19 protein-coding genes are annotated in these 20,212 nt (G+C 68.1%); 9 read left to right on the top strand and 10 right to left on the bottom strand.

What is annotated here, in order from left to right; translation table 11 throughout:
* A partial coding sequence (locus H531_RS0110650; RefSeq protein ID WP_028490806.1) for a glycosyltransferase family 4 protein occupies positions 1–930 on the bottom strand: 930 nt, incomplete at its 3' end.
* Entirely contained in the window at positions 927–1,505 is a 579-nt protein-coding gene (locus H531_RS0110645) for a pyroglutamyl-peptidase I (RefSeq protein ID WP_022799328.1), read from the bottom strand. The genes H531_RS0110645 and H531_RS0110650, both read right to left, overlap by 4 nt.
* A gap of 43 nt (positions 1,506–1,548) precedes the next feature.
* Between H531_RS0110645 and H531_RS0110640 the strand changes: the two genes are divergently transcribed.
* Both H531_RS0110640 and mfd read left to right on the top strand, forming a co-directional pair.
* Entirely contained in the window at positions 1,549–2,394 is an 846-nt protein-coding gene (locus H531_RS0110640) for a DegV family protein (RefSeq protein WP_022799327.1), read from the top strand.
* A 27-nt stretch (positions 2,395–2,421) separates the two neighbouring features.
* Complete coding sequence (mfd, locus tag H531_RS0110635; RefSeq protein WP_022799326.1) at positions 2,422–5,358, top strand: transcription-repair coupling factor; 2,937 nt, start codon at positions 2,422–2,424, stop codon at positions 5,356–5,358.
* On the opposite strand, the gene H531_RS0110630 is transcribed toward mfd, so the two are convergent.
* Both H531_RS0110630 and H531_RS0110625 read right to left on the bottom strand, forming a co-directional pair.
* The gene (locus tag H531_RS0110630; RefSeq protein WP_439332793.1) at positions 5,355–5,906 is read right to left on the bottom strand and encodes a lipoprotein; all 552 of its coding nucleotides are present in this window, start codon (positions 5,904–5,906) and stop codon (positions 5,355–5,357) included. The two genes, mfd and H531_RS0110630, sit on opposite strands and share 4 nt — an antisense overlap.
* Before the next feature lie 12 nt (positions 5,907–5,918).
* The gene (locus H531_RS0110625; RefSeq protein ID WP_022799324.1) at positions 5,919–7,265 is read right to left on the bottom strand and encodes a hypothetical protein; all 1,347 of its coding nucleotides are present in this window, start codon (positions 7,263–7,265) and stop codon (positions 5,919–5,921) included.
* 255 nt (positions 7,266–7,520) lie between these two features.
* Here H531_RS0110625 and H531_RS0110620 point away from each other — a divergent pair, with 255 nt between their 5' ends.
* The 6 genes from H531_RS0110620 to H531_RS0110595 all read left to right on the top strand — a co-directional run bounded on the left by H531_RS0110620 (position 7,521) and on the right by H531_RS0110595 (position 15,172).
* Positions 7,521–9,815 carry a 3-hydroxyacyl-CoA dehydrogenase/enoyl-CoA hydratase family protein gene (locus tag H531_RS0110620; RefSeq protein WP_028490804.1) on the top strand — a complete coding sequence of 765 codons (2,295 nt, stop codon included), beginning with the start codon at positions 7,521–7,523 and terminating at the stop codon, positions 9,813–9,815.
* 11 nt (positions 9,816–9,826) lie between these two features.
* Positions 9,827–11,020, top strand: coding sequence for a thiolase family protein (locus H531_RS0110615; RefSeq protein ID WP_022799322.1), 1,194 nt, complete (start codon positions 9,827–9,829; stop codon positions 11,018–11,020).
* 11 nt (positions 11,021–11,031) lie between these two features.
* Positions 11,032–12,765 carry an acyl-CoA dehydrogenase FadE gene (locus tag H531_RS0110610; protein ID WP_022799321.1) on the top strand — a complete coding sequence of 578 codons (1,734 nt, stop codon included), beginning with the start codon at positions 11,032–11,034 and terminating at the stop codon, positions 12,763–12,765.
* 111 nt (positions 12,766–12,876) lie between these two features.
* Positions 12,877–13,452, top strand: coding sequence for a TetR/AcrR family transcriptional regulator (locus H531_RS0110605; protein WP_022799320.1), 576 nt, complete (start codon positions 12,877–12,879; stop codon positions 13,450–13,452).
* Entirely contained in the window at positions 13,439–14,596 is a 1,158-nt protein-coding gene (locus tag H531_RS0110600) for an acyl-CoA dehydrogenase family protein (RefSeq protein WP_022799319.1), read from the top strand. The genes H531_RS0110605 and H531_RS0110600 overlap by 14 nt, the downstream gene beginning before the upstream one ends.
* A gap of 120 nt (positions 14,597–14,716) precedes the next feature.
* The gene (locus H531_RS0110595) at positions 14,717–15,172 is read left to right on the top strand and encodes a MaoC family dehydratase (RefSeq protein ID WP_028490803.1); all 456 of its coding nucleotides are present in this window, start codon (positions 14,717–14,719) and stop codon (positions 15,170–15,172) included.
* Positions 15,173–15,228: 56 nt separating this feature from the next.
* Here H531_RS0110595 and H531_RS0110590 read toward each other — a convergent pair whose 3' ends face one another.
* The 5 genes from H531_RS0110590 to H531_RS0110570 are packed head-to-tail and all read right to left on the bottom strand — an operon-like array spanning position 15,229 to position 18,748.
* On the bottom strand, positions 15,229–15,468 hold the full coding sequence (locus H531_RS0110590) for a hypothetical protein (protein ID WP_022799317.1): 240 nt from the start codon (positions 15,466–15,468) through the stop codon (positions 15,229–15,231).
* 2 nt (positions 15,469–15,470) lie between these two features.
* Positions 15,471–16,694, bottom strand: coding sequence for a vWA domain-containing protein (locus H531_RS0110585; RefSeq protein ID WP_022799316.1), 1,224 nt, complete (start codon positions 16,692–16,694; stop codon positions 15,471–15,473).
* A complete protein-coding gene (locus tag H531_RS0110580) occupies positions 16,691–17,077 on the bottom strand; it encodes an HI0074 family nucleotidyltransferase substrate-binding subunit (protein WP_022799315.1) in 387 nt (128 codons plus the stop codon). Before H531_RS0110580 ends, H531_RS0110585 begins: the two co-directional genes overlap by 4 nt.
* Positions 17,062–17,364 (bottom strand): nucleotidyltransferase family protein, encoded by a 303-nt coding sequence (locus tag H531_RS0110575; protein WP_022799314.1) that lies wholly within the window; start codon positions 17,362–17,364, stop codon positions 17,062–17,064. The genes H531_RS0110580 and H531_RS0110575 overlap by 16 nt, the downstream gene beginning before the upstream one ends.
* Positions 17,354–18,748, bottom strand: a complete 1,395-nt coding sequence (locus H531_RS0110570) for a sigma 54-interacting transcriptional regulator (RefSeq protein WP_028490802.1) — start codon at positions 18,746–18,748, stop codon at positions 17,354–17,356. The genes H531_RS0110575 and H531_RS0110570 overlap by 11 nt, the downstream gene beginning before the upstream one ends.
* Positions 18,749–18,821: 73 nt before the next feature.
* On the opposite strand from H531_RS0110570, the gene H531_RS13065 reads away from it, so the two are divergent.
* Entirely contained in the window at positions 18,822–18,983 is a 162-nt protein-coding gene (locus H531_RS13065; RefSeq protein ID WP_033399320.1) for a HEPN domain-containing protein, read from the top strand.
* 22 nt (positions 18,984–19,005) lie between these two features.
* Here H531_RS13065 and H531_RS0110560 read toward each other — a convergent pair.
* A partial coding sequence (locus tag H531_RS0110560) for an SSO2105 N-terminal domain-containing protein (RefSeq protein ID WP_022799312.1) occupies positions 19,006–20,212 on the bottom strand: 1,207 nt, incomplete at its 5' end.

Raw genomic sequence — 20,212 nt, 5'->3', positions numbered from 1 at the left:
GAGCGCCTGGGCGAGGAGGTGGGGTCTGGGGGGTACGAGGAGGCCGGTGACGCCGTTTTGGATGAGCTCTTCCTGGGCGGGGATGGGGGTGGTGACTACGGGGAGGCCCGAGGCCATGGCCTCGAGGGTGGCCAGGCTCTGGTTTTCCCCCAGGGTGGGGAGGAGCACGGCGTCCACCGCCCGGTAGAGCTCCGGCATGTCCTCCCGTCGGCCTAGGAAGCGCACGTTCCCGAGCCGCAAAAGCGTTGCGGTCTTCTGCCAGAGGCCAAGCAACTCCCCAGTCCCCACCAGAAGGAAGTCTACCTGGGGAAGCAGCCTTGCGGTGAGAAGCACAGCCAGGTGGTTCTTCTCCGGGCTCATCCGGGCGGGGACGAGGACGGTGAAGCGCCTTAGGCCGTAGCGTTCCCGAAGGGCGGCCTTTTCCCCGGGAAGGGGAGGGCGGAAGCGCCCGGTGTCCACGCCGTTGGGCACGGGGTAGACCCGGCTTACCCCATGGACCTCCCTTAGCCAGCGGGCGGCCCACCTCGAGACCGTGAGGACGGCCTCGGCCCGCCGGAGGTTCGGCACCTGAAGGAGGCGGTAGCCCAGGCGGTAGAGGTAACGTCCTCCCAGAGGGTAGAAGATCTCTATCTGATCGTGGACGAGGAGCGTGAGGCGGGGAAAGCGGCGGAAGAAGGCCCGGTAGCTTCCGGGGTACCAGGCGGAGGCCACCACGCGATCAAACCCCTCGGGAAGGTCCCGGAGGGCCCGGTAGGCGTGGACGGGAATGCCCCTTTCCTCCAGAGTTTCCCGCACCCTTCGGTTTCCCTCGGCCAGGGGAAGGGCGGCTTCGGGGAGGAGCCCCAGGGCTTTGAGACGGGGAAGCATTTCCTGAAGGTAAACCTCACTCCCACCGATGCGTGTGGCGTCGGTGAGGAAGAGGACCCTCACAGGGCCTCCAGGGCGAGGAGGACAGCCCGGGCCTGGACCTCTAGGGGCACGTAGGGGCCCGGCCGCTCCAAGGCCAGGGCTTCGTCGGGCGGGAGGTGGAGGAAGCCCACGGGCACGCTTTCTGGTAGGTGAAAGAGGGAGAGGTAGAAGACCTGGTTGCAGAGGTAGCTCCCGGCCGAGAGGCTTTGCCTTCCGGGGATGCCCGCCTCCTTCCAGCGGGCGAGCACGGCCTTGACGGGAAAGCGGGCCGCCAGGGCTAAGGGCGCCCCGGGAACGATGGGAACGTCCTCCAGCTTGCGCCCGCGGTTGTCCGGACGCTCAAAGTCCAAGAGGTTCACCGCCAGCCGTTCCAGGGAGAGGAGGGGCCGGCCCTCGGCCAGGCCCAGGTGAAGGACGGCCTCTGGCCCCTCGCGGTAGAGGGCTTGGAGGGCTTCCCCGACCCCCTCGGCGTCCACGGGCAGGAGGGCCTGCCTCAAGGGCCTTCCCCGGACCTTTTCGGGCAGGAGGGCAAGGAGAGCCTGGGAGGGGTTGTGGGGTAGCCCCCCGAAGGGTTCAAACCCGGTGACCAGGATCATGCCCTTGCCATTATAGGGGGGCTGGGCTTTGACCTGGTATAAGATGTGGGCCGTGGAGCTGGGCCTTGTAACCGATACTGCCTCCGACCTTTCCCCCAAGCTTCTCCAGGAGGAGGCCGTGGGCTTGGTGCCCATCTACGTGAACCTCGCCGGCCGGAGGTACAAGGATTGGCAGGAGCTCAGCCCGGACGCCCTCTACCAGGCCATGCGGGCCGGGGCTGAGCCCGTGACCGAGCCCCCGGCCGTGGAGGACTTTGCCGAGGTGTACGAGCGCTACCTGCAGGTGTACGACCGCCTCCTTTCCCTCCACGTCTCGGGGGAGCTTTCCAAGACCGTGGAGAGGGCCCGGGAGGCCGCCTTGCAGGTGGCTCCCACCCGCATCCGGGTGATGGACTCGGGGATGGTCTCGGCGGGGCTTGGGGCCATGGTCCTGCGGGCGGTGGAGATGCTTAAGGGGGGCGCGGAGGAGGAGGCGGTGGTGCGGGAGCTGGAGAGGCTCAAGCGCTCTAGCCTCTACTTCAGCGTGGCCGACCTCTCCCACCTGGCCCGAAACGGCCGCCTTCCCCGCTTCGGCGAGGTGGTGGGGAACCTCCTGGGCTTGAGGCCCATCCTGCGCATAGAGAAGGGGCACATCCGCTTCCTCAAGGTGGCCCGGGAGAGCGCCGTCCCCGAGGCGCTTGCCCGGCTTGTCCTGGAGGAGTTCAAGGGCCGCGCCGCCCGCATCACCATCGCCCACACCGACGCTCGGGCCGAGTGGATTGAGGGCCTGAAGCGCGCCTTAGAGGGCGCGTTACGCTTGGAACGGGGCCGGATCACCCGCTCGGGGGCGACCATCGCCGCCAACGTGGGCCTCGGGGCCTTGGCGGTCCACGCTTACGCGTTAGAATAGCGGGTGGCCCTTGGGGGCCCTCGGTCCATGGAAATCGCCCTAGAAAAGCGTTATGGCCACCGGCTCGCCGTGCCCCAGGTGGCCTTCGCCCTTCTCTTCGCGGGGGAGCGTCCCCCTGCCGTCCTCCTGGCCCCGGAGGAGAGGCTTCGCCGCTACCGGGACCTCTCCGCCTTCGGGGCGCGGGTCTACGTGAACCCCGGCCTCGAGGCCTTGGAGGAAAAGGCCCTTTTCGTCTTCTCCTACGAGGAGGCCTTAAGCCCCTTCCCCGAGGACCCCGAGGCCTGGCGGCTCGTGCTGGAAGTGGGCCGGAGCTATCCGAGGCAGGCCCTTCTGGAGAGGCTCCTCAGGATGGGCTACGCCCGGGAGGAGGACTACCGTGTCCTGGGGGAGGTGGTGGAGCTCGGCGAGGTGCGCCTGGAGTTCTTCGGGGATGAGCTGGAAAGGCTCCTCGTGGCGGGAGAGGAGCGGAGGCGGCACGTCCTCCTGCCCAAGCCGGGGAAGGCGGAGGGCTTCGCCTCCAAAAAGATCCTCCACTTCCCGGGGCCCGTCTACCTGGACACCCCAGCCCTGGCCCCCGAGGCCCTCTGGCCCCTCCTCGCGGGAAGACCCCTTCTGGCCCTGGGGGGCGGGGTGGCGCTTCCGCCCCTGGAGCCCGGCCTGACGCCCCTCTCCCCCTACCGGGGAAGCCTCAAGGCCCTGGAGAAGGACCTCGCCCGCTGGCTGGAGGCGGGAAAGCGGGTCCACCTCTTCGTGGGCCACGCCCGCACCCTGGACTACCTGAAAAGGCGCCTCCAGGCCTTCTCGCCCCTCCTCCTGGACCGCTTCCCCGGGCCCAAGGGGAGGCTTTCCCTCCTTGCGGGAAGCTTTGAGGGCGGGGCCGAGTGGGGGGAGTGGGTTCTCCTCACCGAGGCCCTGGTCTTCGCCACCGGGGGGGTGCGGGCGAGGCTTCGGGCGGGGGAGGGGCTTACTGACCCCGGGGCCCTTTCCCCGGGGGACTACCTCGTCCACCCCGAGCACGGCATCGGCCAGTACCTGGGCCTAGAGACCCGGGAGGTCCTGGGGGTCAAGCGGGACTACCTGGTCCTGCGCTACCGGGGGGAGGGCAGGCTCTACCTGCCCGTGGAGCAGCTTCCCCTCCTCAAGCGCCACCCCGGGACCACCGACGACCCCCCGGAGCTTTCCTCCCTGGGCAAGGGGGAGTGGCAACGGGCCAAGGAGAGGGCGAGGAAGGACGTGGAAGCCCTTGCGGCCCGGCTTCTTGTCCTCTACGCCAAGCGGAGGGCGGCACCTGGGAGGGCCTTCCCCCCCTTGCCCGAGTGGGAGGCGAGGGTGGCGGAGGGCTTCCCCTACCCCCTCACCCCCGACCAGGAGCGGGCCCTCGAGGAGGTGCTCCGGGACCTCGAGGCGCCCCACCCCATGGACCGGCTGGTCTCGGGGGACGTGGGCTTCGGCAAGACGGAGGTGGCCCTGAGGGCCGCCGCCCGGGTGGTGGGGCATGGGGCCCAGGTGGCCTTCCTGGTGCCCACCACCCTCCTCGCCGAGCAGCACGGGAAGACCTTCCAGGAGCGCTTCCAGGGCCTGCCCGTGCGGGTGGCCGTCCTCTCCCGCTTCACCCCTCCCAAGGAGGAGGCGGCCATCCTGCAGGGCCTGGCCGAGGGCACGGTGGACCTCGTGATCGGCACCCACCGCCTCCTCCAGGAGGACGTGCGCTTTAAGGATCTGGGCCTCCTCATCGTGGACGAGGAGCACCGCTTCGGCGTGGCCCAGAAGGAAAGGCTTAAGGAGCTCAAGGCGGAGGTGGACACCCTCTACCTCTCCGCCACCCCCATCCCCCGCACCCTTTACTCCGCCCTGGTGGGGCTTAAGGACCTCTCCAGCATAAGGACCCCGCCCCCCGGGAGGAAGCCCATCCGGACTTTTCTCGCCCCCTTTGATCCCCTTTTGGTGCGGGAGGCCATCCTCTTGGAGGTGGAGCGGGGGGGGAAGGTCTTCTACGTCCACGACCGGGTGGCCTCCATAGAGGCCAGGAAGCGCTACCTGGAAAGCCTGGTGCCCGAGGTCCGCATCGGCCTGGTCCACGGCCAGATGCCCGAGGCCCTGGTGGAGGAAACCATGCTCCTCTTCGCCGAGGGGGCTTACGACCTTCTCCTCGCCACCACCATCATTGAGGCGGGGCTGGACATCCCCGAGGCGGGCACCATCCTCATTGAGCGGGCCGATCGCCTAGGCCTCGCCACCTTGTACCAGCTCCGGGGTAGGGTGGGGCGCAGGGACCAGGAGGCCTACGCCTACCTCTTCCACCCGCCCCGCCTCACGGAGGGGGCGGAGAAGCGCCTCCTGGCCATCGCCGACCTCTCGGACCTAGGCTCGGGCCACCTCCTGGCGGAGAAGGACATGGAGATCCGGGGCGTGGGGAACCTTTTGGGCCCCGAGCAGCACGGGCACATCCGGGCCCTCTCCCTCGAGGTCTACACCGAGCTTTTGGAAGAGGCCATCCGCAAGCTCAAGGGGGAGGCCAGGGAGGAGAGGCCCCACGTGACGGTGGACCTCGCCCTTTCCGCCCGCCTGCCCGCCGAGTACGTCCCGAGCCTCGAGGCCAGAAGCCGCTACTACAGCCGCTTCGCCGAGGCGAAAAGCCTCGCCGAGGTCTCCCGCCTGGTGCGGGAGCTCAAGGAGCGCTATGGGCCTTTGCCCGAGGAGGCGGAGAACTTCGTGAACCTCACCCGGCTCCGCCTGGTGGCCGGGAGGAAGGGGGTGGTCTCCGTCACGGAAAGCCTCACCCACCTGGAGGTGGTCTTCGGCCGCTTCCCCCTGGTCTACGAGGCCCAAAGCCTCAAGTCCCTGCCCTACCGGCTGGAGCTCACCCAGTACCCGGTGGGCTTTCGCCTGGAGAAGAAGGGCTTAAGACCCCGGGACTACCCCGAGGCCCTGATGGAAGCCCTCTACCTCTTCGCTGACCCCTAGGGGATCAGGTTGAAGAGCCTGAGGCGCAGGACCACCTCCGCCTGGTTCAAGGTGTACCCAACCTGGTCGCCGCTATTCACCCGGACCCGGGCCCCGAGGCGGAAGGCCCCGGTCTTGATGAGGTTGTAGAGGGGGTCGCCGGGCCGTAGGGCGAGGCTTCCGTCCAGGGTGCCTGCCTGCCCAGGGTTCAGGGTGAGGGAGACGATCTTCACGGCGAAGTCCCCTCCCGTGCCGTCGTAGAGGTTGGCGTCGCTCTGGGGGCCCGCCCGGACCTCGAGGGTGAGGTCCGCGGGAAGGGTTCCGGTGTTTTGAAGCCCCACCTGGAGGACGATCCGCCCGTCCTCCAGGGTCTTGGCCCCCGGCACCAGGATCGCTTGCCCGGCAGGGTCATTGGGCAGGCGCACCTCCGTCTGGGTGAGGCTCAGGGTTCCCGAGCGGCTTCCCTGGGGGACGAAGCTGAGGAGGTCCACCTCCACCCGGTGGACCGTGTGGCCGCTGCAGGCCGCGAGGGCCAGGGCAAGGCTTGCCAAGAAGAACATGCGCTTCACAAGGCACCTCCTCTAAAAGTTCACCCCTAGGGCCACCCCGTAGACGGTGCCCCCCACCAGGGGCGCCTCGTGGGTGGTGAGGGCGAGGTCCAAGGCCACCGCCTCCAGGTTAAGCCCCGCCCCTAGGCCGAAGCGGAGGCCCCCCTCGAGGCCCACTCCCGCCCGCAGGGCCCAGGGTCCAAGGCCATACTCCAGTCCCAGGTGGAAGGCGGGGGCTGTACTGCCGAAGCGGGCGTCGGCGGCGAGGAGGAGGCTACCCACCTCCAAGGGCAGGCGGTAGGCCCCGTTCAGCAGGAACTCGGGGGCGGAGAGGTCGCTCCTTTTGGTGGTGCGGGTCCGGGTCTCCGCCGTGCCGTCGTAGGCCACCTCGAGGCCCTCCCACTGGGCGAAGCCGAGCAGGTTCCTCACCCCAAGGCCCAGGGCCCACTCCCCCCCGTCCACCGCCACGCCCAGGTCGGCCCGGAGGCCGTAGCCCTGCCCTCCCGCTCCCTGGCCGAGGGTCCCTTCCATGAAGGGGGCGTAGCTCAGGAAGTAGCGGTAGCGGTACTCCGCCCCCTGCACGTTGCCGTTCTGGTCAAAGGTGGGGCGGGCCTCGGCGCTGCCCTCGGTGTAGCCCAGGCCGTAGAAGCCCTCGGCCCTCGCCCCCACGTAGACCTTTCCCAGGCCCGGCACCTCGGGAAGGGGCGCGGCGAAGCCCAGGGCTAGGCTGATCCCGGTGCTATAGCTGCCGCTGGCCTCGAGGGCGCAAGGGGAAGGGCTCTTGCCCTTGCAAGGCTCTATGCTGCCGCTCGCCAGGGCCTGGGCCAGGGCGGAGCTCGGGCTCACCCTCACCCCCTGGGCCCCGGCGAAGGCCCCGAACCTCAGGTAGGTGCCGGGTCCAAGCTCCAGGGCGATGGGGAGAAGGGGATCCGGGACGAGGGCCCGGGGCTTTCCCGGATCGCTCCCCACTTGGAAGGAGGGAAGCAGGGGCTTGCCCGAGCCATCGGTGATGGAGAGGCCGTCGGCGCTCACCCGGAAGACCACCTCATCGGGGCTTCTTGCGGGGTTGAGGAGGAAGCTATTCGGGTGGGCGGCTTGGTCGTAGAAGCTCAGGAGGTCAAACCGGGTGCGGAAGGCCTGGGGATCGGTGAGGTAGGCGAGAGGGCTGGTTTCGGGGAAGAGGGGGAGGAAGCGGAGGAGGCCCACCGGTATCTGAAACCCTTCCTTCTCCCAACTTCCCGGGAAGGCGGCGTAGGCGGGGTTGGCTCCGGCCTGGGAGGGCCCCGGGAGGAGGACGCCTCCCATCCCTAGGCCGCGTATCCCCTGGGCTAGCCCTAGGCTGCCATAGAGCAAAAGGATGACCCAAAGCCGCCTCTTCATATTGGAGTCAGCCTAGGCGCTGGGGGAGAGAGTGTCAAGGTTTCCTTGAGAAAGCCTCTCCAGGAAGGAGGAGGGCTAAGTAGAGGCCGTAGCGCCAGGGTGCCCTTGGGGGTGGGGGAGCCATACCACCCCGGTAGAAAGTCCCCGCAAAGTCTTTGGAACCTGGGGGCGCAGAAACCCAAAGCAAAGGGCATCACCTTGACGGGGAGGGGGCCGGGGAATAAACTTTGACTTAGTATAAGCTTGGAGGTGGCGATGCGGATCAAACGGGTAGGGGTGATCGGAGCCGGGACCATGGGAAGCGGGATTGCGGCCCTCTTGGCGAGCGCCGGGATCCCCGTGGTCCTCCTAGACATCCCCGGAAGGGAGGACCGGGACGAGTACGCCAAGAAGGGCCTGGAGCGGGCGCTGAAGGCCAAGCCTGCGGCCTTCATGGACCCCGAGCGGGCCCGGTACATTGAGATCGGCAACACGGAGGACCACCTGGAGAAGCTGAAGGACTGCGACTGGGTGGTGGAGGCCATCCTTGAGAAGCCCGAGCCCAAGAGAGCCCTCTATGCCCGCCTCGAGGGCCTCCTCAAGCCCACGGCCATCGTCAGCTCTAACACGAGCGGGATCCCCATGAAAGTCCTCCTCGAGGGGCGCTCTGAGGGCTTCCGCAGGCGCTTCCTGGGCACCCACTTCTTCAACCCGCCCCGTTACCTCCATCTCCTGGAGCTCATCCCCACCCCCGAGACCGACCCCGAGGCCCTGGAGGCCATCCGCCGCTTCGGCGAGAGGATCCTCGGCAAGGGTACCGTCCTCGCCAAGGACTCCCCGGGCTTCATCGCCAACCGGCTGGGGGTCTACGGGATGGTCCAGGCGGTGCGCCTCATGGAAAAGCACGGCCTCACCCTTGACGAGGTGGATGCCCTCACCGGGCCCCTCCTCGGCCGCCCGAACTCCGCCACCTTCCGCACCGCCGACCTCACGGGCCTGGACGTGCTGAAGCTCGTGACCGAGGAGCTCGCGGAGGCTACGGGGGAGGATTTCGCCCTGCCCCCGTGGGTGCTGCGCCTGGTGGAGGAGGGCCGCCTGGGGGAGAAGACGGGGGCCGGGTTCTACAAGCGGGTGGACGGGGAGATCCTCACCCTGGATCCCAAGACCCTGGAGTACGTGCCCCGGGCCAAGCTGGACCTCCCCGAGCTTCGGGCCCTCCGCGACCTCCCCTTGAGGGAGCGCCTTTCCCGGGTGCTGGACCTCCCCGGCAAGTACGGGGCTTTCCTAAGGGAGCTCTTTGCCAAGACCGCCCACTACACCCTGGAGAAGGCCCCCGAGATCGCCTACGACCTTGTGGCCGTGGACCAGGCCCTGGAGTGGGGCTTCGGCTGGGAGGAGGGGCCTTTTAAGAACATGGACGCCGTGGGGCTTGCCCGGGTGGAGGCCCTCCTCGCCGAGCACGGCCTCAAGGCCCCGGACCTCCTTAAGAAGGCCCAGGGGGCCTTCTACAAGGACGGGGCCTACCTGGGCTTTGACGGCGCCTACCACCCTTTGCCCAAGCGGGAGGGGGTCATCTCCTTAAAGGCCCTCAAGTCCGAGGGGAAGACCCTGCTTGAGAGCAAGGAGGCGGCCCTTCTGGACCTGGGAGACGGGGTGGCCCTCCTGGAGTTCCGCACCAAGATGAACGCCATCGGCGAGGGGGTCCTCCGGATGCTCCAGAAGAGCCTGGAGTACGTGGAGGAGAAGGGCTACGTGGGCCTCGTCCTCGGCAACGAGGACCCAAGGGCCTTCTCCGCCGGGGCCAACCTGGCCCTCCTCCTCGCCCAGGTCCAGGAGGGGAACTGGGACGAGCTAGACCTGGGCGTGCGGCTCTTCCAGAAGGCCTCCCTATCCCTGCGGTACAGCCCCTTCCCCGTGGTGGCGGCCCCCTTCGGGCTCACCCTGGGGGGCGGGGCCGAGTTCACCCTGCACGCGGATCGGGTCCAGGCCCACGCCGAGCTCTACATGGGCCTGGTGGAGGCCGGGGTGGGGCTTCTGCCCGCCGGGGGCGGCACCAAGGAGATGCTCCTCCGCTTCACCGAGGAGCTCCGCCCTTACGAGGAGGCCGACCCCTTTGAGGCGGTGAAGCGGGCCTTTGGGCTCATCGCCATGGCGAAGACCTCCACCAGCGCCCTCGAGGCCCGCAAGATGGGCTTCCTCCGGGAGGGGGACGGGATCAGCATGAACCGGGACTTCCTCATCGCCGATGCCAAAAGGCGGGTCCTGGAGCTGGCTCCCGACTACCGCCCGCCCCTACCGCCAAGGATCCGGGTTTTGGGAAGCGAGGCCCTTGGCAACCTCCGCTACGCCGTCTGGTCCTTCCGGGAGGCGGGGGAGATCACGGACCACGACATGCGGATCGGCCTGGAGATCGCCTACGTCCTCTCCGGCGGGGAGGGCCCGGCGCGGGAGGTCTCCGAGTGGGACCTCTTGGACCTGGAGCGGGAGGCCTTCCTGAAGCTCCTCGGCACCCGGAAGACCCAGGAGCGCATCGCCTACACCCTGAAGACGGGGAAGCCGCTTAGGAACTAGAGGGGGAGAAGATGCGGGAAGCGGTCATCGTGAGCGCAGTGCGGAGCCCCGTGGCCCGGGGCAAGAAGGACGGGGCCTTGGCCAGCCTCCACCCCGTGGACCTCTCCGCCCAGGTGATGCGGGGCGCGGTGGAGCGGATCGGCCTGGACCCTAAGGAAGTGGAGGACGTGCTCTGGGGGTGCGCCATGCCCGAGGCGGCCCAGGGGCTCAACATCGCCCGGCTCGCCCTCCTCCGGGCGGGCTTTCCCGTGGAGGTGGCGGGGGCCACGGTCAACCGCTTCTGCTCCAGCGGGCTTCAGACCGTGGCCATGGCCGCCCAGGCGGTGATGACCGGCATGGCCGACGCCGTCTTGGCGGGGGGCGTGGAGATGATGAGCCAGGTGCCCATGTCGGGCTTCCACACCCGGCTCCACCCCGACCTCACCCCCACGGAGTGGAGCCCCGAGTCCTACTCCACCTACATCGGCATGGGCTTCACCGCCGAACGGGTGGCGGAGCGCTTCGGTGTAAGCCGGGAGGACCAGGACCGGTGGGCCCTAAGGAGCCACCAGCGGGCGGCCCAGGCCTGGGCCGAGGGGCGCTTTAGCGAGGTGGTCCCCATCCGGGTGCCCAAGGTGGTCTACCAGGGCACCAAGAAGCGGGTGGAGGAGGTCCTTTTTGAGAGGGACGAGACGGTGCGGCCCGACACCAGCCTCGAGGCCCTGGCCAAGCTCCGCCCCGCCTTCAAGAAGGGGGGCACCGTGACGGCGGGAAACGCGAGCCCCTACTCCGACGGGGCCGCGGCGGTGGTGGTCATGAGCCGGGAGAAGGCGGAGGCTTTGGGCCTGAAGCCCCTCGCCCGCTTTGTGAGCTTCGCCGTGGCCGGCGTGGAGCCCGACATCATGGGCGTGGGCCCTGTGAAGGCGGTGCCGAAGGCCCTGAAGCGGGCCGGGCTCACCCTGGACCAGATCGCCCTCATTGAGTTCAACGAGGCCTTCGCCGCCCAGGTCCTGGCGGTGATGCGCGCCCTGGAGATGCCGGAGGAGAGAACGAACGTGAACGGCGGGGCCATCGCCTTAGGCCACCCCTTGGGGGCCACGGGGGCCAAGCTCACCGCCCAGCTGGTAAGCGAGCTCTCCCGCCGGGGCGGGGGGTACGGCCTCGTCACCATGTGCATCGGCGGGGGCATGGGAGCCGCAGGCGTGTTTGAGGTTTACCCGGCCTGAAGGAGGGAGGCATGACCGAGGAGACGAAGCTCTGGAAGAAGGGCGGCGGCTGGATCCTGGAGCCGCCGGAAGTGGTCTATACCCCTGAGGACTTTGACGAGAGCGTCAAGGAGATCGCCCGCACCACCCGCGCCTTCGCAGAAAAGGAGGTGCTCCCCCTCTTGGAGCGGATGGAGCACGGGGAGCTTGAGCTCAACGTGCCCCTCATGAAGAAGGCGGGGGAGCTCGGGCTTCTCGCCATTGAGATCCCCGAGGAGTACGGGGGGCTGGACCTGCCCAAGGTGGTCTCCACCGTGGTGGCCGAGGAGCTTGCCGGCACCGGGGGCTTCTCCGTCACCTACGGAGCCCACACCTCCATCGGCACCCTGCCCCTCGTCTACTTCGGCACCGAGGAGCAGAAGCGAAAGTACCTGCCCAGGCTCGCCAGCGGGGAGTGGATCGCCGCCTACTGCCTCACCGAGCCGGGTTCGGGCTCGGACGCCCTCGCCGCCAAGACCCGGGCCACCCTCTCCGAAGACGGCAAGCACTACGTCCTGAACGGGGTCAAGCAGTGGATCTCCAACGCGGGCTTCGCCCACCTCTTCACCGTCTTCGCCAAGGTGGACGGGGAGCACTTCACCGCCTTCCTGGTGGAGCGGGACACCCCGGGCCTTTCCTTTGGCCCCGAGGAGAAGAAGATGGGCATCAAGGCCTCCAGCACCCGCCAGGTGATCCTGGAGGACGTGAAGGTGCCCCTGGAGAACGTCCTCGGGGAGATCGGCAAGGGGCACAAGATCGCCTTCAACGTCCTCAACGTGGGCCGCTACAAGCTGGGGGCGGGGGCCGTGGGCGGGGCCAAGCGGGCCCTGGAGCTTTCCGCCCGGTACGCCAAGGCGCGGGTCCAGTTCGGCCGCCCCATCGGGGAGTTCGGCCTCATCCAGGAGAAGCTGGGGGAGATGGCCACCCGGATCTTTGCTGGGGAGAGCGCCGTCTACCGCACCGTGGGCCTCATTGACGAGGCCCTTTCCGGCAAGAAGGGCGCCGAGGCGGTGATGGCGGGAGTAGAGGAGTACGCCGTGGAGGCCAGCATCATCAAGGTGCTGGGCTCCGAGGTGCTGGGCTATGTCGTGGACGAGGGGGTGCAGATCCACGGGGGCTACGGCTACTCCCAGGAGTACCCCATTGAGAGGGCCTACCGGGACGCCCGCATCAACCGCATCTTTGAGGGCACCAACGAGATCAACCGCCTCCTCATCCCTGGGATGCTCCTAAGGAGGGCGCTAAAGGGCCAGCTTCCCCTCTTCCAGGCGGCCATGAAGCTCCAGAAGGAGCTTCTGGAGCCTACCTTTGAGGAGCCCGAGGACCTCGAGCTTCACCAGGTCCAAAACCTGAAGAAGCTTTTCCTCATGGTGGCGGGCCTTGCCGCCCAGAGGTACGGGCAGGGGGTGGAGGAGGAGCAGGAGGTCCTCGCCGCTGCCGCCGACATCCTCATTGACGCCTACGCCGCGGAAAGCGCCCTGCTCCGGGCTCGGAAGCTGGGGGGTGTGGCCCAGAGCATGGCCCGGCTCTACCTGGCCCAGGCCATGGACCGGGCCCAGACCCGGGCCCTCGGGGTGCTCCCCCGGCTCGTGGAAGGGGACGAGGCGCGGGTGGTCTACTCCGCCGCCCGCCGCCTGACCAAGCGGGAGCCCTTGGACCTCGTGGCCCTGCGCCGGGAGGTAGCCCGGGCGGTCCTCGAGGCGGAGGGCTACCCCATCGCCCGCTAAGGCCAGGCCTGGGAAGGCCCTGGGGTCTTTCCCCAGGGCCTTGGCCCTTCTGGGGGCTTGACGCCCTTTACCCTCTGGGGTAGAGTGGGCCTACCGACCGGTCGGTGAGCTATGGTGACCACCACGCGGGATCGCATCCTAGAGGAGGCGGCTAAGCTCTTCACCGAGAGGGGCTATGAGGCCACGAGCGTTCAGGACATCGCCCTGGCCCTTGGACTCTCCAAGGCGGCCCTTTACCATCACTTCCGGAGCAAGGAGGAGATCCTCTACGAGATCAGCCTCCTGGCCCTGGAGGGGCTCCTTAGGGAGGGAGAGCGGGCCCTGGCGGAGCCTGAGGCCAAGCGGGCCCTCCTCCGCTTTATGGAGGGCCATGCCCGTTTCTTTGAGGATAACTATCCCTTCTTCGTGACGATGCTTCAGGGGATCAAGAGCCTTTCCCCGGAAAAGCGGGCGGCCACCGTGGCGCTCCGCGACCGGCATGAGGCCAACCTCCGGGCCATCCTGAGCCGGGGGATGGAAAAGGGGGATTTCCGCGAGGTGGACGTGGCCTTGGCCGGGCGGGCGGTGCTTTCCATGCTGAACTGGATGATCCGCTGGTTCCGGCCCCAGGGGCCCATGCGGGCGGAGGAGGTGGCCCGGGGGTACTACGACCTGATCCTGAGGGGGTTGGAGCGTGGAGGGGCCTGAGCACAAGGAGATCCGGGAGCTCGCCCGGAGGTTTCTTTCCGAGCGGGGCGGGGCGCTTAGGGCTTACGAGGAGGAGGAGGCCTTCCCCTGGCCCCTGGTGGAGGGGATGGCGAGGCTTGGCTTCCTCGGGGTTTTTGTCCCTGAGGGGCTCGGTGGGGCGGGGCTGGACTTCTTCGCCTACCTTGCCCTGCTGGAGGAGATGGGGGGGTGGGCCTCCTTGCGCTCCATCCTCTCCGTGCAGCAGAGCCTGGTTCTCACCCCCCTCCTCGCCTACGGCACCGAGGCCCAGAAGAGGCGGTACGTCCCCCGCCTGGCCCGGGGGGAGGTTCTGGGGGCCTTCGCCCTCACCGAGCCCGAGGCCGGGTCGGACGCGGCAAGCCTCAGGACCCGGGCTTACCAGGACGGGGAGTTTTACGTGCTGGAGGGCCAGAAGACCTTCATCTCCCACGCCAACGTGGCCCAGGTCTTCCTCGTCTTCGCCAAGACCGACCCCGGGAAGGGGGCCAAGGGGATCACCTGCTTCCTGGTGGAGCGGGAGGACGGGGTGAGGACGGCCCCCCTCAAGGGGAAGCTGGGGCTTAGGGCGGCGGACACGGGGATGGTCTTTTTGGACGGGGTGCGGGTGCCCAAGGACCGGGTCTTGGGGAGGGAGGGGGAGGGGTTTAGAATCGCCCTTTCCACCCTGGACACGGGGCGCATCTCCCTGGCGGCAGGGGCGGTGGGGCTCATGCAGCGCGCTTTGGACCTCTCCGTGGCCTACGCCAAGGAGAGGCGGGCCTTCGGCCGGCCCATCGCGGGCTTCCAGCTCGTTCAGGAGCACCTCGCCTCCATGAAGCTGGACCTGGAGGCCGCCCGCCTCCTCACCTACCGGGCTGCCTGGAAGAAGGTCAAGGGGGAGCCCTACACCCTCGAGGCCAGCCTGGCCAAGCTCTTCGCCTCCGAGGCCGCCAACCGGGTGGCCTACCGGGCCATCCAGGTCCACGGGGGGTACGGCTTCTTTGAGGACTACGAGGTGGCGAGGCTCTACCGGGACGCCCGCATCCTCACCCTCTACGAGGGGACGAGCGAGGTGCAGAAGCTCATCATCGGGGCTCACCTCACGGGGATGCGGGCTTTCAGTAGCGATGGGGAGGCTTTCCGATAAGAACCCCTGGAGCGGCCGCCGGCCTCGGCCGGAAAGGATTCTGGGTCTATCCCTCCTCAAGGGGGCGGGATGGGCCCATTTTGGGTCCCCGGGGGTTTGAACGCAAAGGAGGTAAGCGCCATGGCCATGTACTTTGAGGACTTTGAGGTAGGGCAGAAGTTCTCCACCGCCGGGCGCACGGTGACCGAGGCGGACATCGTCAACTTCGCCGGGGTCTCGGGAGACTACAACCCCATCCACACCGACGCCGAGCACGCCAAGGGAACCCCGTTCGGCCAGCGCATCGCCCACGGCCTCCTGGTGCTCGCCATGCTCACCGGTCTTAGGCAGCGCACAGGGGTGACGGAGGGCACCCTCATCGCCTGGATGGAGATCCGGAACTACCGCTTTTTAAAGCCCGTCTTCATCGGCGACACCGTGCGCGGGGAGACGGAGATCGTGGAGAAGCGGGAGACCTCCAAGCCCGATCGGGGGATCCTCGTCCAGAGGGTGCGGGTCCTGAACCAACGCGGCGAGGTGGTGCAGGAGGGGGAGTTCGTTACCATGGTGCGGCGCAGGCCGCACCAGGGGGGTTGATGGCCTGGGCGTGGGAAACCCCCTTATGGACGGGGAGGGGCTGGCGGCCCGGGCTGTTATCTGGACCCTTGGCGGGGCTCGGTGGCCTTTAGGAGGGTTTCCACCTCCTCCATGTATCGGTCCCACGGGATGAGGGCGTAGCCCTTTGGGCCTTGGGCGGCGTAGTAGGCCAGGTCTAGGCGCAGGGGGAGCCGGAGCTCGGGGGCTTCCCGCACCAAGGCGGGGGGCGGTTTGGGGAAGGCCCGGGGCCGGAGGCGCTTCGGAAAACGGGGCAATCTGAAGGCGAAAGGCCGCATCCTCAGTGCCTCCGCACCTTCTTGTTGAGGAAGTCCAGGAGGAGGTAGCGGCCGATGTTGCCGGGGTGGGTGAGGTAGGCCTTGCCCCGGGTGATCTGGGAAAGCTTTTTGACGAAGGCCAAAAGCTCGGGTTCCCGGGCCAGCATGAAGGTGTGGATGGGAATCCCCTCCCGCCTCGCCAGGGTGGCCTCCTTCAGGGTCTCGGCCAGGATCACGGGGTCTAGGCCCCAGGCGTTCTTGTAGACCTCCCCGCTGGGAAGGGTGAGGGCCGAGGGCTTGCCGTCGGTGATAAGGATGATCTGCCGCATCTCCCCGCCCATCTTCTTGAGGAGGGTGCGGGCGAGCTCCAGGCCCGCCTTGGTGTTGGTGTGGTAGGGGCCTACCTGGGCCAGGGGGAGCCTGGAGAGGGGGATCTCCTCGGCGGTGTCGTGGAAGAGGACGAACCGCACCCGGTCCCCGGGGAACTGGGTGCGGATGAGGTGGGCGAGGGCCAAGGCCACCTTCTTGGCCGGGGTGAAGCGGTCCTCCCCGTAGAGGATCATGGAGTGGGAGCAGTCCAGGAGGACCACGGTGCTCATGCTGGCGGTGTACTCGGCGAGGTCCATGACCAAATCCTCGGGGGTGAGGCCCTCGAGGCCCTTGTGGGCGATCTTCTTCAGGGTCTCGGGGACGTTCAGGTCCAAGGGGTCCCCCCAGGCCCAGGGTTTGGTCTCCCCGGTTTTCTCCACCCCGGGGGCGTGGTGGGGGGTGGGGTGGAGGCCTGGGGGGTTGCGGCCCAAGGCACCCAGGAGCTCCCGGAGGCTCCTTAGGCCCAGGAAGTCCGAGGCCTTCTCGGTGAGCTCCAGCCGGGCCTCGCCCGCCTCGCCCCGGTACCCCCCTTGGGCGGGGTCCAAGGGGTCCTCCCCGGGAAGGCGGAGGTACCCCGCCTCCTTGAGCTTCTCTACCATCCCCTGGATCGCCTGGTAGAGGCGGGTTTCCTCCTTACGGTTGGCGAAGCGGGCCTCGCGGAGCCAGTCCTCCGGGACGAGCTCGTTCTTGAGGAGGGCCTGGAGGAGGGCGTCGTAGAGGTCCTCCAGGGTGGGGGCGCGGCTCGGGTCCGGGTCGTAACGCTGGAAGGGGTCGGAAAACCCCGAGTCCAGCAGGAAGTCCTCCAGTAGGGAAAGGATCTCCTCGGGGGAGAGATCCTCCAGGCCCCCCTCGTAGCGGCTGTAGCGGATGGCTTTCATCTTTGTAACCTCCCCAGGACCTGTTCCATAAGCCTGGCGTACTCCGGAAGCCGCCGGAAGATGGCCCGGGCCAGGCTCTCGTTGTACGTGTGGACCTTGAGGTTGCGGTCGTCCACCATGCCCAAGGCCAGGCGGGCTTCCTCCTCCCCCAAAAGCCCCACCTCCCGGGCCAGGCGGATGACCCCCTTGGGGCTTGCCCCCTCCAGCCCCTCCACCTCCAGGAGGTAGGCCTGGAGGGCCTTCCAAAAGGCCTCAAAGGTGTACTCAAAGCGCTGGATGGCGGCGTCCCGCTCCACGGGGCTTGGGTCTTGGAGGAAGGCAAGCTCCTTGAGGGTGGCGAGGGCCTTCTCTACGACCTGGATCCGCTCTAAAACTCGGCCCACAGGACGCCCTCCCTAAGCACCCGCTCCCGGAAGGCGGGCTCGGCCTCGGCGAGGTCCACGAGGTCCACCCGCCGCACCACGGGGGCCTCCTCCAGGGCCTCCCGAAGGAGGGGCATGAGGGGGGCGAGGGGCGTGGGCGAGAGGAGGGCGAGGTCCAAATCGGAGGCCCGCCTCCCCTCCCCTCGAGCGAAGGAGCCAAAGAGGAAGAGCCTCGCCCCCGTACCCTGGAGGTGGGGCCCCAGGGCCTTTAGAACCGCCTCCTTGTCACGGTCCAGGCTAGTTGCCATAGCTCCTCGGGCGCTCTGCCGCCTGGTAGCTCGCCTCGCCCCGGGAGAGCTTCCGCCGCCCCACCAGGCCCTCCAGGACGAACTCCCCGGCGGAAAGGAGGACCTCGGGGGCGTCCTCCCCCGCCAGGGCCCTTGCCGCCTCCAGCAGCCCCGGCACCTGGGCGAGGGCCTCGAGGGCCCCCTTGACCTCTCCCTCGGGGAGGGTGAGGAGGTTCCCCGCCTCAAAGTGGGCCACGATGGGCTCGGTCTTGAGGCGGTACCGGGGGAGGACCAGGCCGAAGGCCCGCTGGACGATCTCCCGCGCCACCCTTTCTGCCCCCTGGAGCTCCCCCTCGTACTCCAGCTCCAGCTTCCCCGTGATGGCGGGAAACCCCTGGTAGAGGTCCAAGGGCCTGGCCACAGGCCTTCCCCCGTAGAGGAGGGCCCTTCGTTCGGCGCTGGCCGCCACCACCTCCAAAAGGCTGATGGCGAGGCGCTGGCTGACCCCTGCCGTCTGGTCCACGCGGCGGTCCTCCCGGGCGGCGAAGGCCACCGCCTCCACGGAGAGCCTCACCCACTCGGGCACGAAAACGCCCTCGGGTACGTAGGCTTCCTGGGCGCTGATCCGCAGGCCCTCCTCCAGGGAGCGGGGGTAGTGGGTGCGGATCTCGCTCCCGATCCGGTCCTTGAGGGGCGTGACGATCTTTCCCCGGGCGGTGTAGTCCTGGGGGTTGGCGGTGAAGACAAGCCACACATCCAGAGGGAGCCTTATGGGGTAGCCCCGGATCTGGACGTCGCCCTCCTCGAGGATGTTGAAGAGGGCCACCTGCACCTTGGGGGCGAGGTCGGCGAGCTCATTGACGGCGAAGATGCCCCGGTTCGCCCGGGGCAGGAGGCCAAAGTGGATGCTCTCCAGGTCCGCCATCCCCGTGCCCCGGCGGGCGGCCTTGATGGGGTCCATGTCCCCAAGGAGGTCGGCCACGGTGGTGTCGGGGGTGGCGAGCTTTTCCACGTAGCGCTCCTCCCTCCCCACCCAGACGATGGGGGCCTCGTCCCCGGCCTCCTCCAGAAGGCGCTTCCCCTCGGGGGAGATGGGGGAGAGGGGGTTATCCCTGAGCTCCGTGGCCAGGGCGGGCACCTCCTCGTCCAGGAGGCTCGTGAGGCTCCTGAGAATCCGGCTCTTCGCCTGTCCCCGCGTACCCAGGAGGATGAAGTTCTGCTTGGCCAGAATGGCCTGGACCAGGGCAGGGATCACCGTGTCCTCGTAACCGTGGATGCCGGGGAAGAGCTTTTCTCCCCGGCGAAGCTTTTCCCGGAGGTTCTCCCGGGCTTCGTCCTTTACGGTGCGGCGGAGCTTCTCCAGGGGATAGGTGCGCCTCAGTTCGCCTAGGGTCTTGGCCTTCACCCTTACCAGTCTAGGGGAAGGGGTGGGCGGGGTGTGTGCCTTGGGCTCCCCTGGAGCGTGGGGTAATAAGGGGGTGAATCGGGCCCGGGACTGGCTGGAACAGGCGAGGCACAACCTGCGCCACGGCCAGGGAGGCTTGGGCCTAGGCGACTACGCCTGGGCCTGCTTCGCCGCGCAACAGGCCGCCGAGGCCGCCCTCGAGGGGCTTCATCTGGCTCGGGGCCAGGTGGCCTGAGGTCACTCCATCCTAGACCTGGTTAGCCGAAGCGCACGTCTCTGCACGCCGACCCCCCACCAGGATGAGGGTCTTGGCTTTCCGCCCACCTCTCCCACGGTCCCACGGTCAGCGGAGCTAGGTTCAGGACGGGCTTGAGGGGCGAGAGGTCTCGCGGCACCTCGCGCCCAAGGAGAGGAAGGAAGGCGCCTGCCTTCAGGACCCGCCAGGGATGGGCGCCGAAAGCGCTCCTTCCGTCGGTAGACCCCTTCCGGCTCCTTGGCGAACCCTGAAAGCTTGCCTTCTGGCCCCTTCGGGGACCAGGAAGGCTCGAAAGAAGGGAAAGGGCGGCTTTGGCCTTCCCCATCTCCCGGGAAAGCCTCCGCCTGAGGTAGGGGTTCCCCTCCGCCCTTTTGAGCTTCTCTAGCTCTTGAAGGCGGCTTTGGTAGAACCCCTCGGCGTGGGCAAGGAAGCTTTCGTCCTGGAGAAGGGCCTCGTAGCCCTTGGAGAGCCTCTCCTCAAGGCCAAGGGCCCTCCTCCCGATGACGAAAGCGGCGGCCACGTCCTTGGAGAGGGAAAGCTGGGGAGCGTACTTGAGCATTCCTATCGTGGAGGTGTCCTGGGGGTTCACCTCCAGGACCTCCACGCCCCGCTTACGGGCCAGGGCGTGGACCTTCTCCAGGAGGGAGCGGTAGGCGAAGCGGTGCTGCTTCTTTCGGAAGCCCCGCCCCGAGCCGTCGCCCCTCTTGGACTTCCTGAGGTATTTGAGCCTTTCGGTGGCGAGGGCGACCCCGTGTTCTTCGGCCAGGGCCACCACCTGGTGGGCGACCTTCCAGAGCGCCAGCTCTTTGGCCCCCTTGTTAGGGGCCTGGTCCACCTCTTCCAGGGAAAGGGTCAGGCAGCGTTTGAGATTTCCGTCGGGGGAAACCACGGCGAGAGCGAGGTGGTAGGGGTCGCTGTTCACGTCTATCCCGAGGACCCCGTTCTCCCTGGTGTGGACGGCAGGGGGAAGTTCTTCGGGCCAGGAGAGGTGGGCGTAGATCTTTCCGTCCTTGAGGGTGAGCTCGGTGTTGTAGGGGGAGGAGGAGTAGACCCTCCCCAGGAGGGCTTTGAGCTGGAGGTGGGAGGTCCTCACCAGGGCGTAGGCGTACTTCTTTTCCTCGGTTCCTAGGTGGATCCGGAGCCACAGCGCGCCGTCCCTGACCTCAACGCGGAGGTTGAGGTTGCCCTCCCTGCTCTTGTCCCCCCGG

This window comes from Thermus islandicus DSM 21543 (assembly GCF_000421625.1).
Taxonomy (GTDB): domain Bacteria; phylum Deinococcota; class Deinococci; order Deinococcales; family Thermaceae; genus Thermus; species Thermus islandicus.
This window is presented reverse-complemented; position numbering and strand designations above follow the sequence as displayed.

Coding starts and splice junctions, on each gene's coding strand:
- H531_RS0110645 (WP_022799328.1), bottom strand. CDS start 1,505: ATGATCCTGGTCACCGGGTTTGAACCCTTCGGGGGGCTACCCCACAAC.
- H531_RS0110640 (WP_022799327.1), top strand. CDS start 1,549: ATGTGGGCCGTGGAGCTGGGCCTTGTAACCGATACTGCCTCCGACCTT.
- mfd (WP_022799326.1), top strand. CDS start 2,422: ATGGAAATCGCCCTAGAAAAGCGTTATGGCCACCGGCTCGCCGTGCCC.
- H531_RS0110625 (WP_022799324.1), bottom strand. CDS start 7,265: ATGAAGAGGCGGCTTTGGGTCATCCTTTTGCTCTATGGCAGCCTAGGG.
- H531_RS0110620 (WP_028490804.1), top strand. CDS start 7,521: ATGCGGATCAAACGGGTAGGGGTGATCGGAGCCGGGACCATGGGAAGC.
- H531_RS0110615 (WP_022799322.1), top strand. CDS start 9,827: ATGCGGGAAGCGGTCATCGTGAGCGCAGTGCGGAGCCCCGTGGCCCGG.
- H531_RS0110610 (WP_022799321.1), top strand. CDS start 11,032: ATGACCGAGGAGACGAAGCTCTGGAAGAAGGGCGGCGGCTGGATCCTG.
- H531_RS0110605 (WP_022799320.1), top strand. CDS start 12,877: ATGGTGACCACCACGCGGGATCGCATCCTAGAGGAGGCGGCTAAGCTC.
- H531_RS0110595 (WP_028490803.1), top strand. CDS start 14,717: ATGGCCATGTACTTTGAGGACTTTGAGGTAGGGCAGAAGTTCTCCACC.
- H531_RS0110590 (WP_022799317.1), bottom strand. CDS start 15,468: ATGCGGCCTTTCGCCTTCAGATTGCCCCGTTTTCCGAAGCGCCTCCGG.
- H531_RS0110585 (WP_022799316.1), bottom strand. CDS start 16,694: ATGAAAGCCATCCGCTACAGCCGCTACGAGGGGGGCCTGGAGGATCTC.
- H531_RS0110575 (WP_022799314.1), bottom strand. CDS start 17,364: ATGGCAACTAGCCTGGACCGTGACAAGGAGGCGGTTCTAAAGGCCCTG.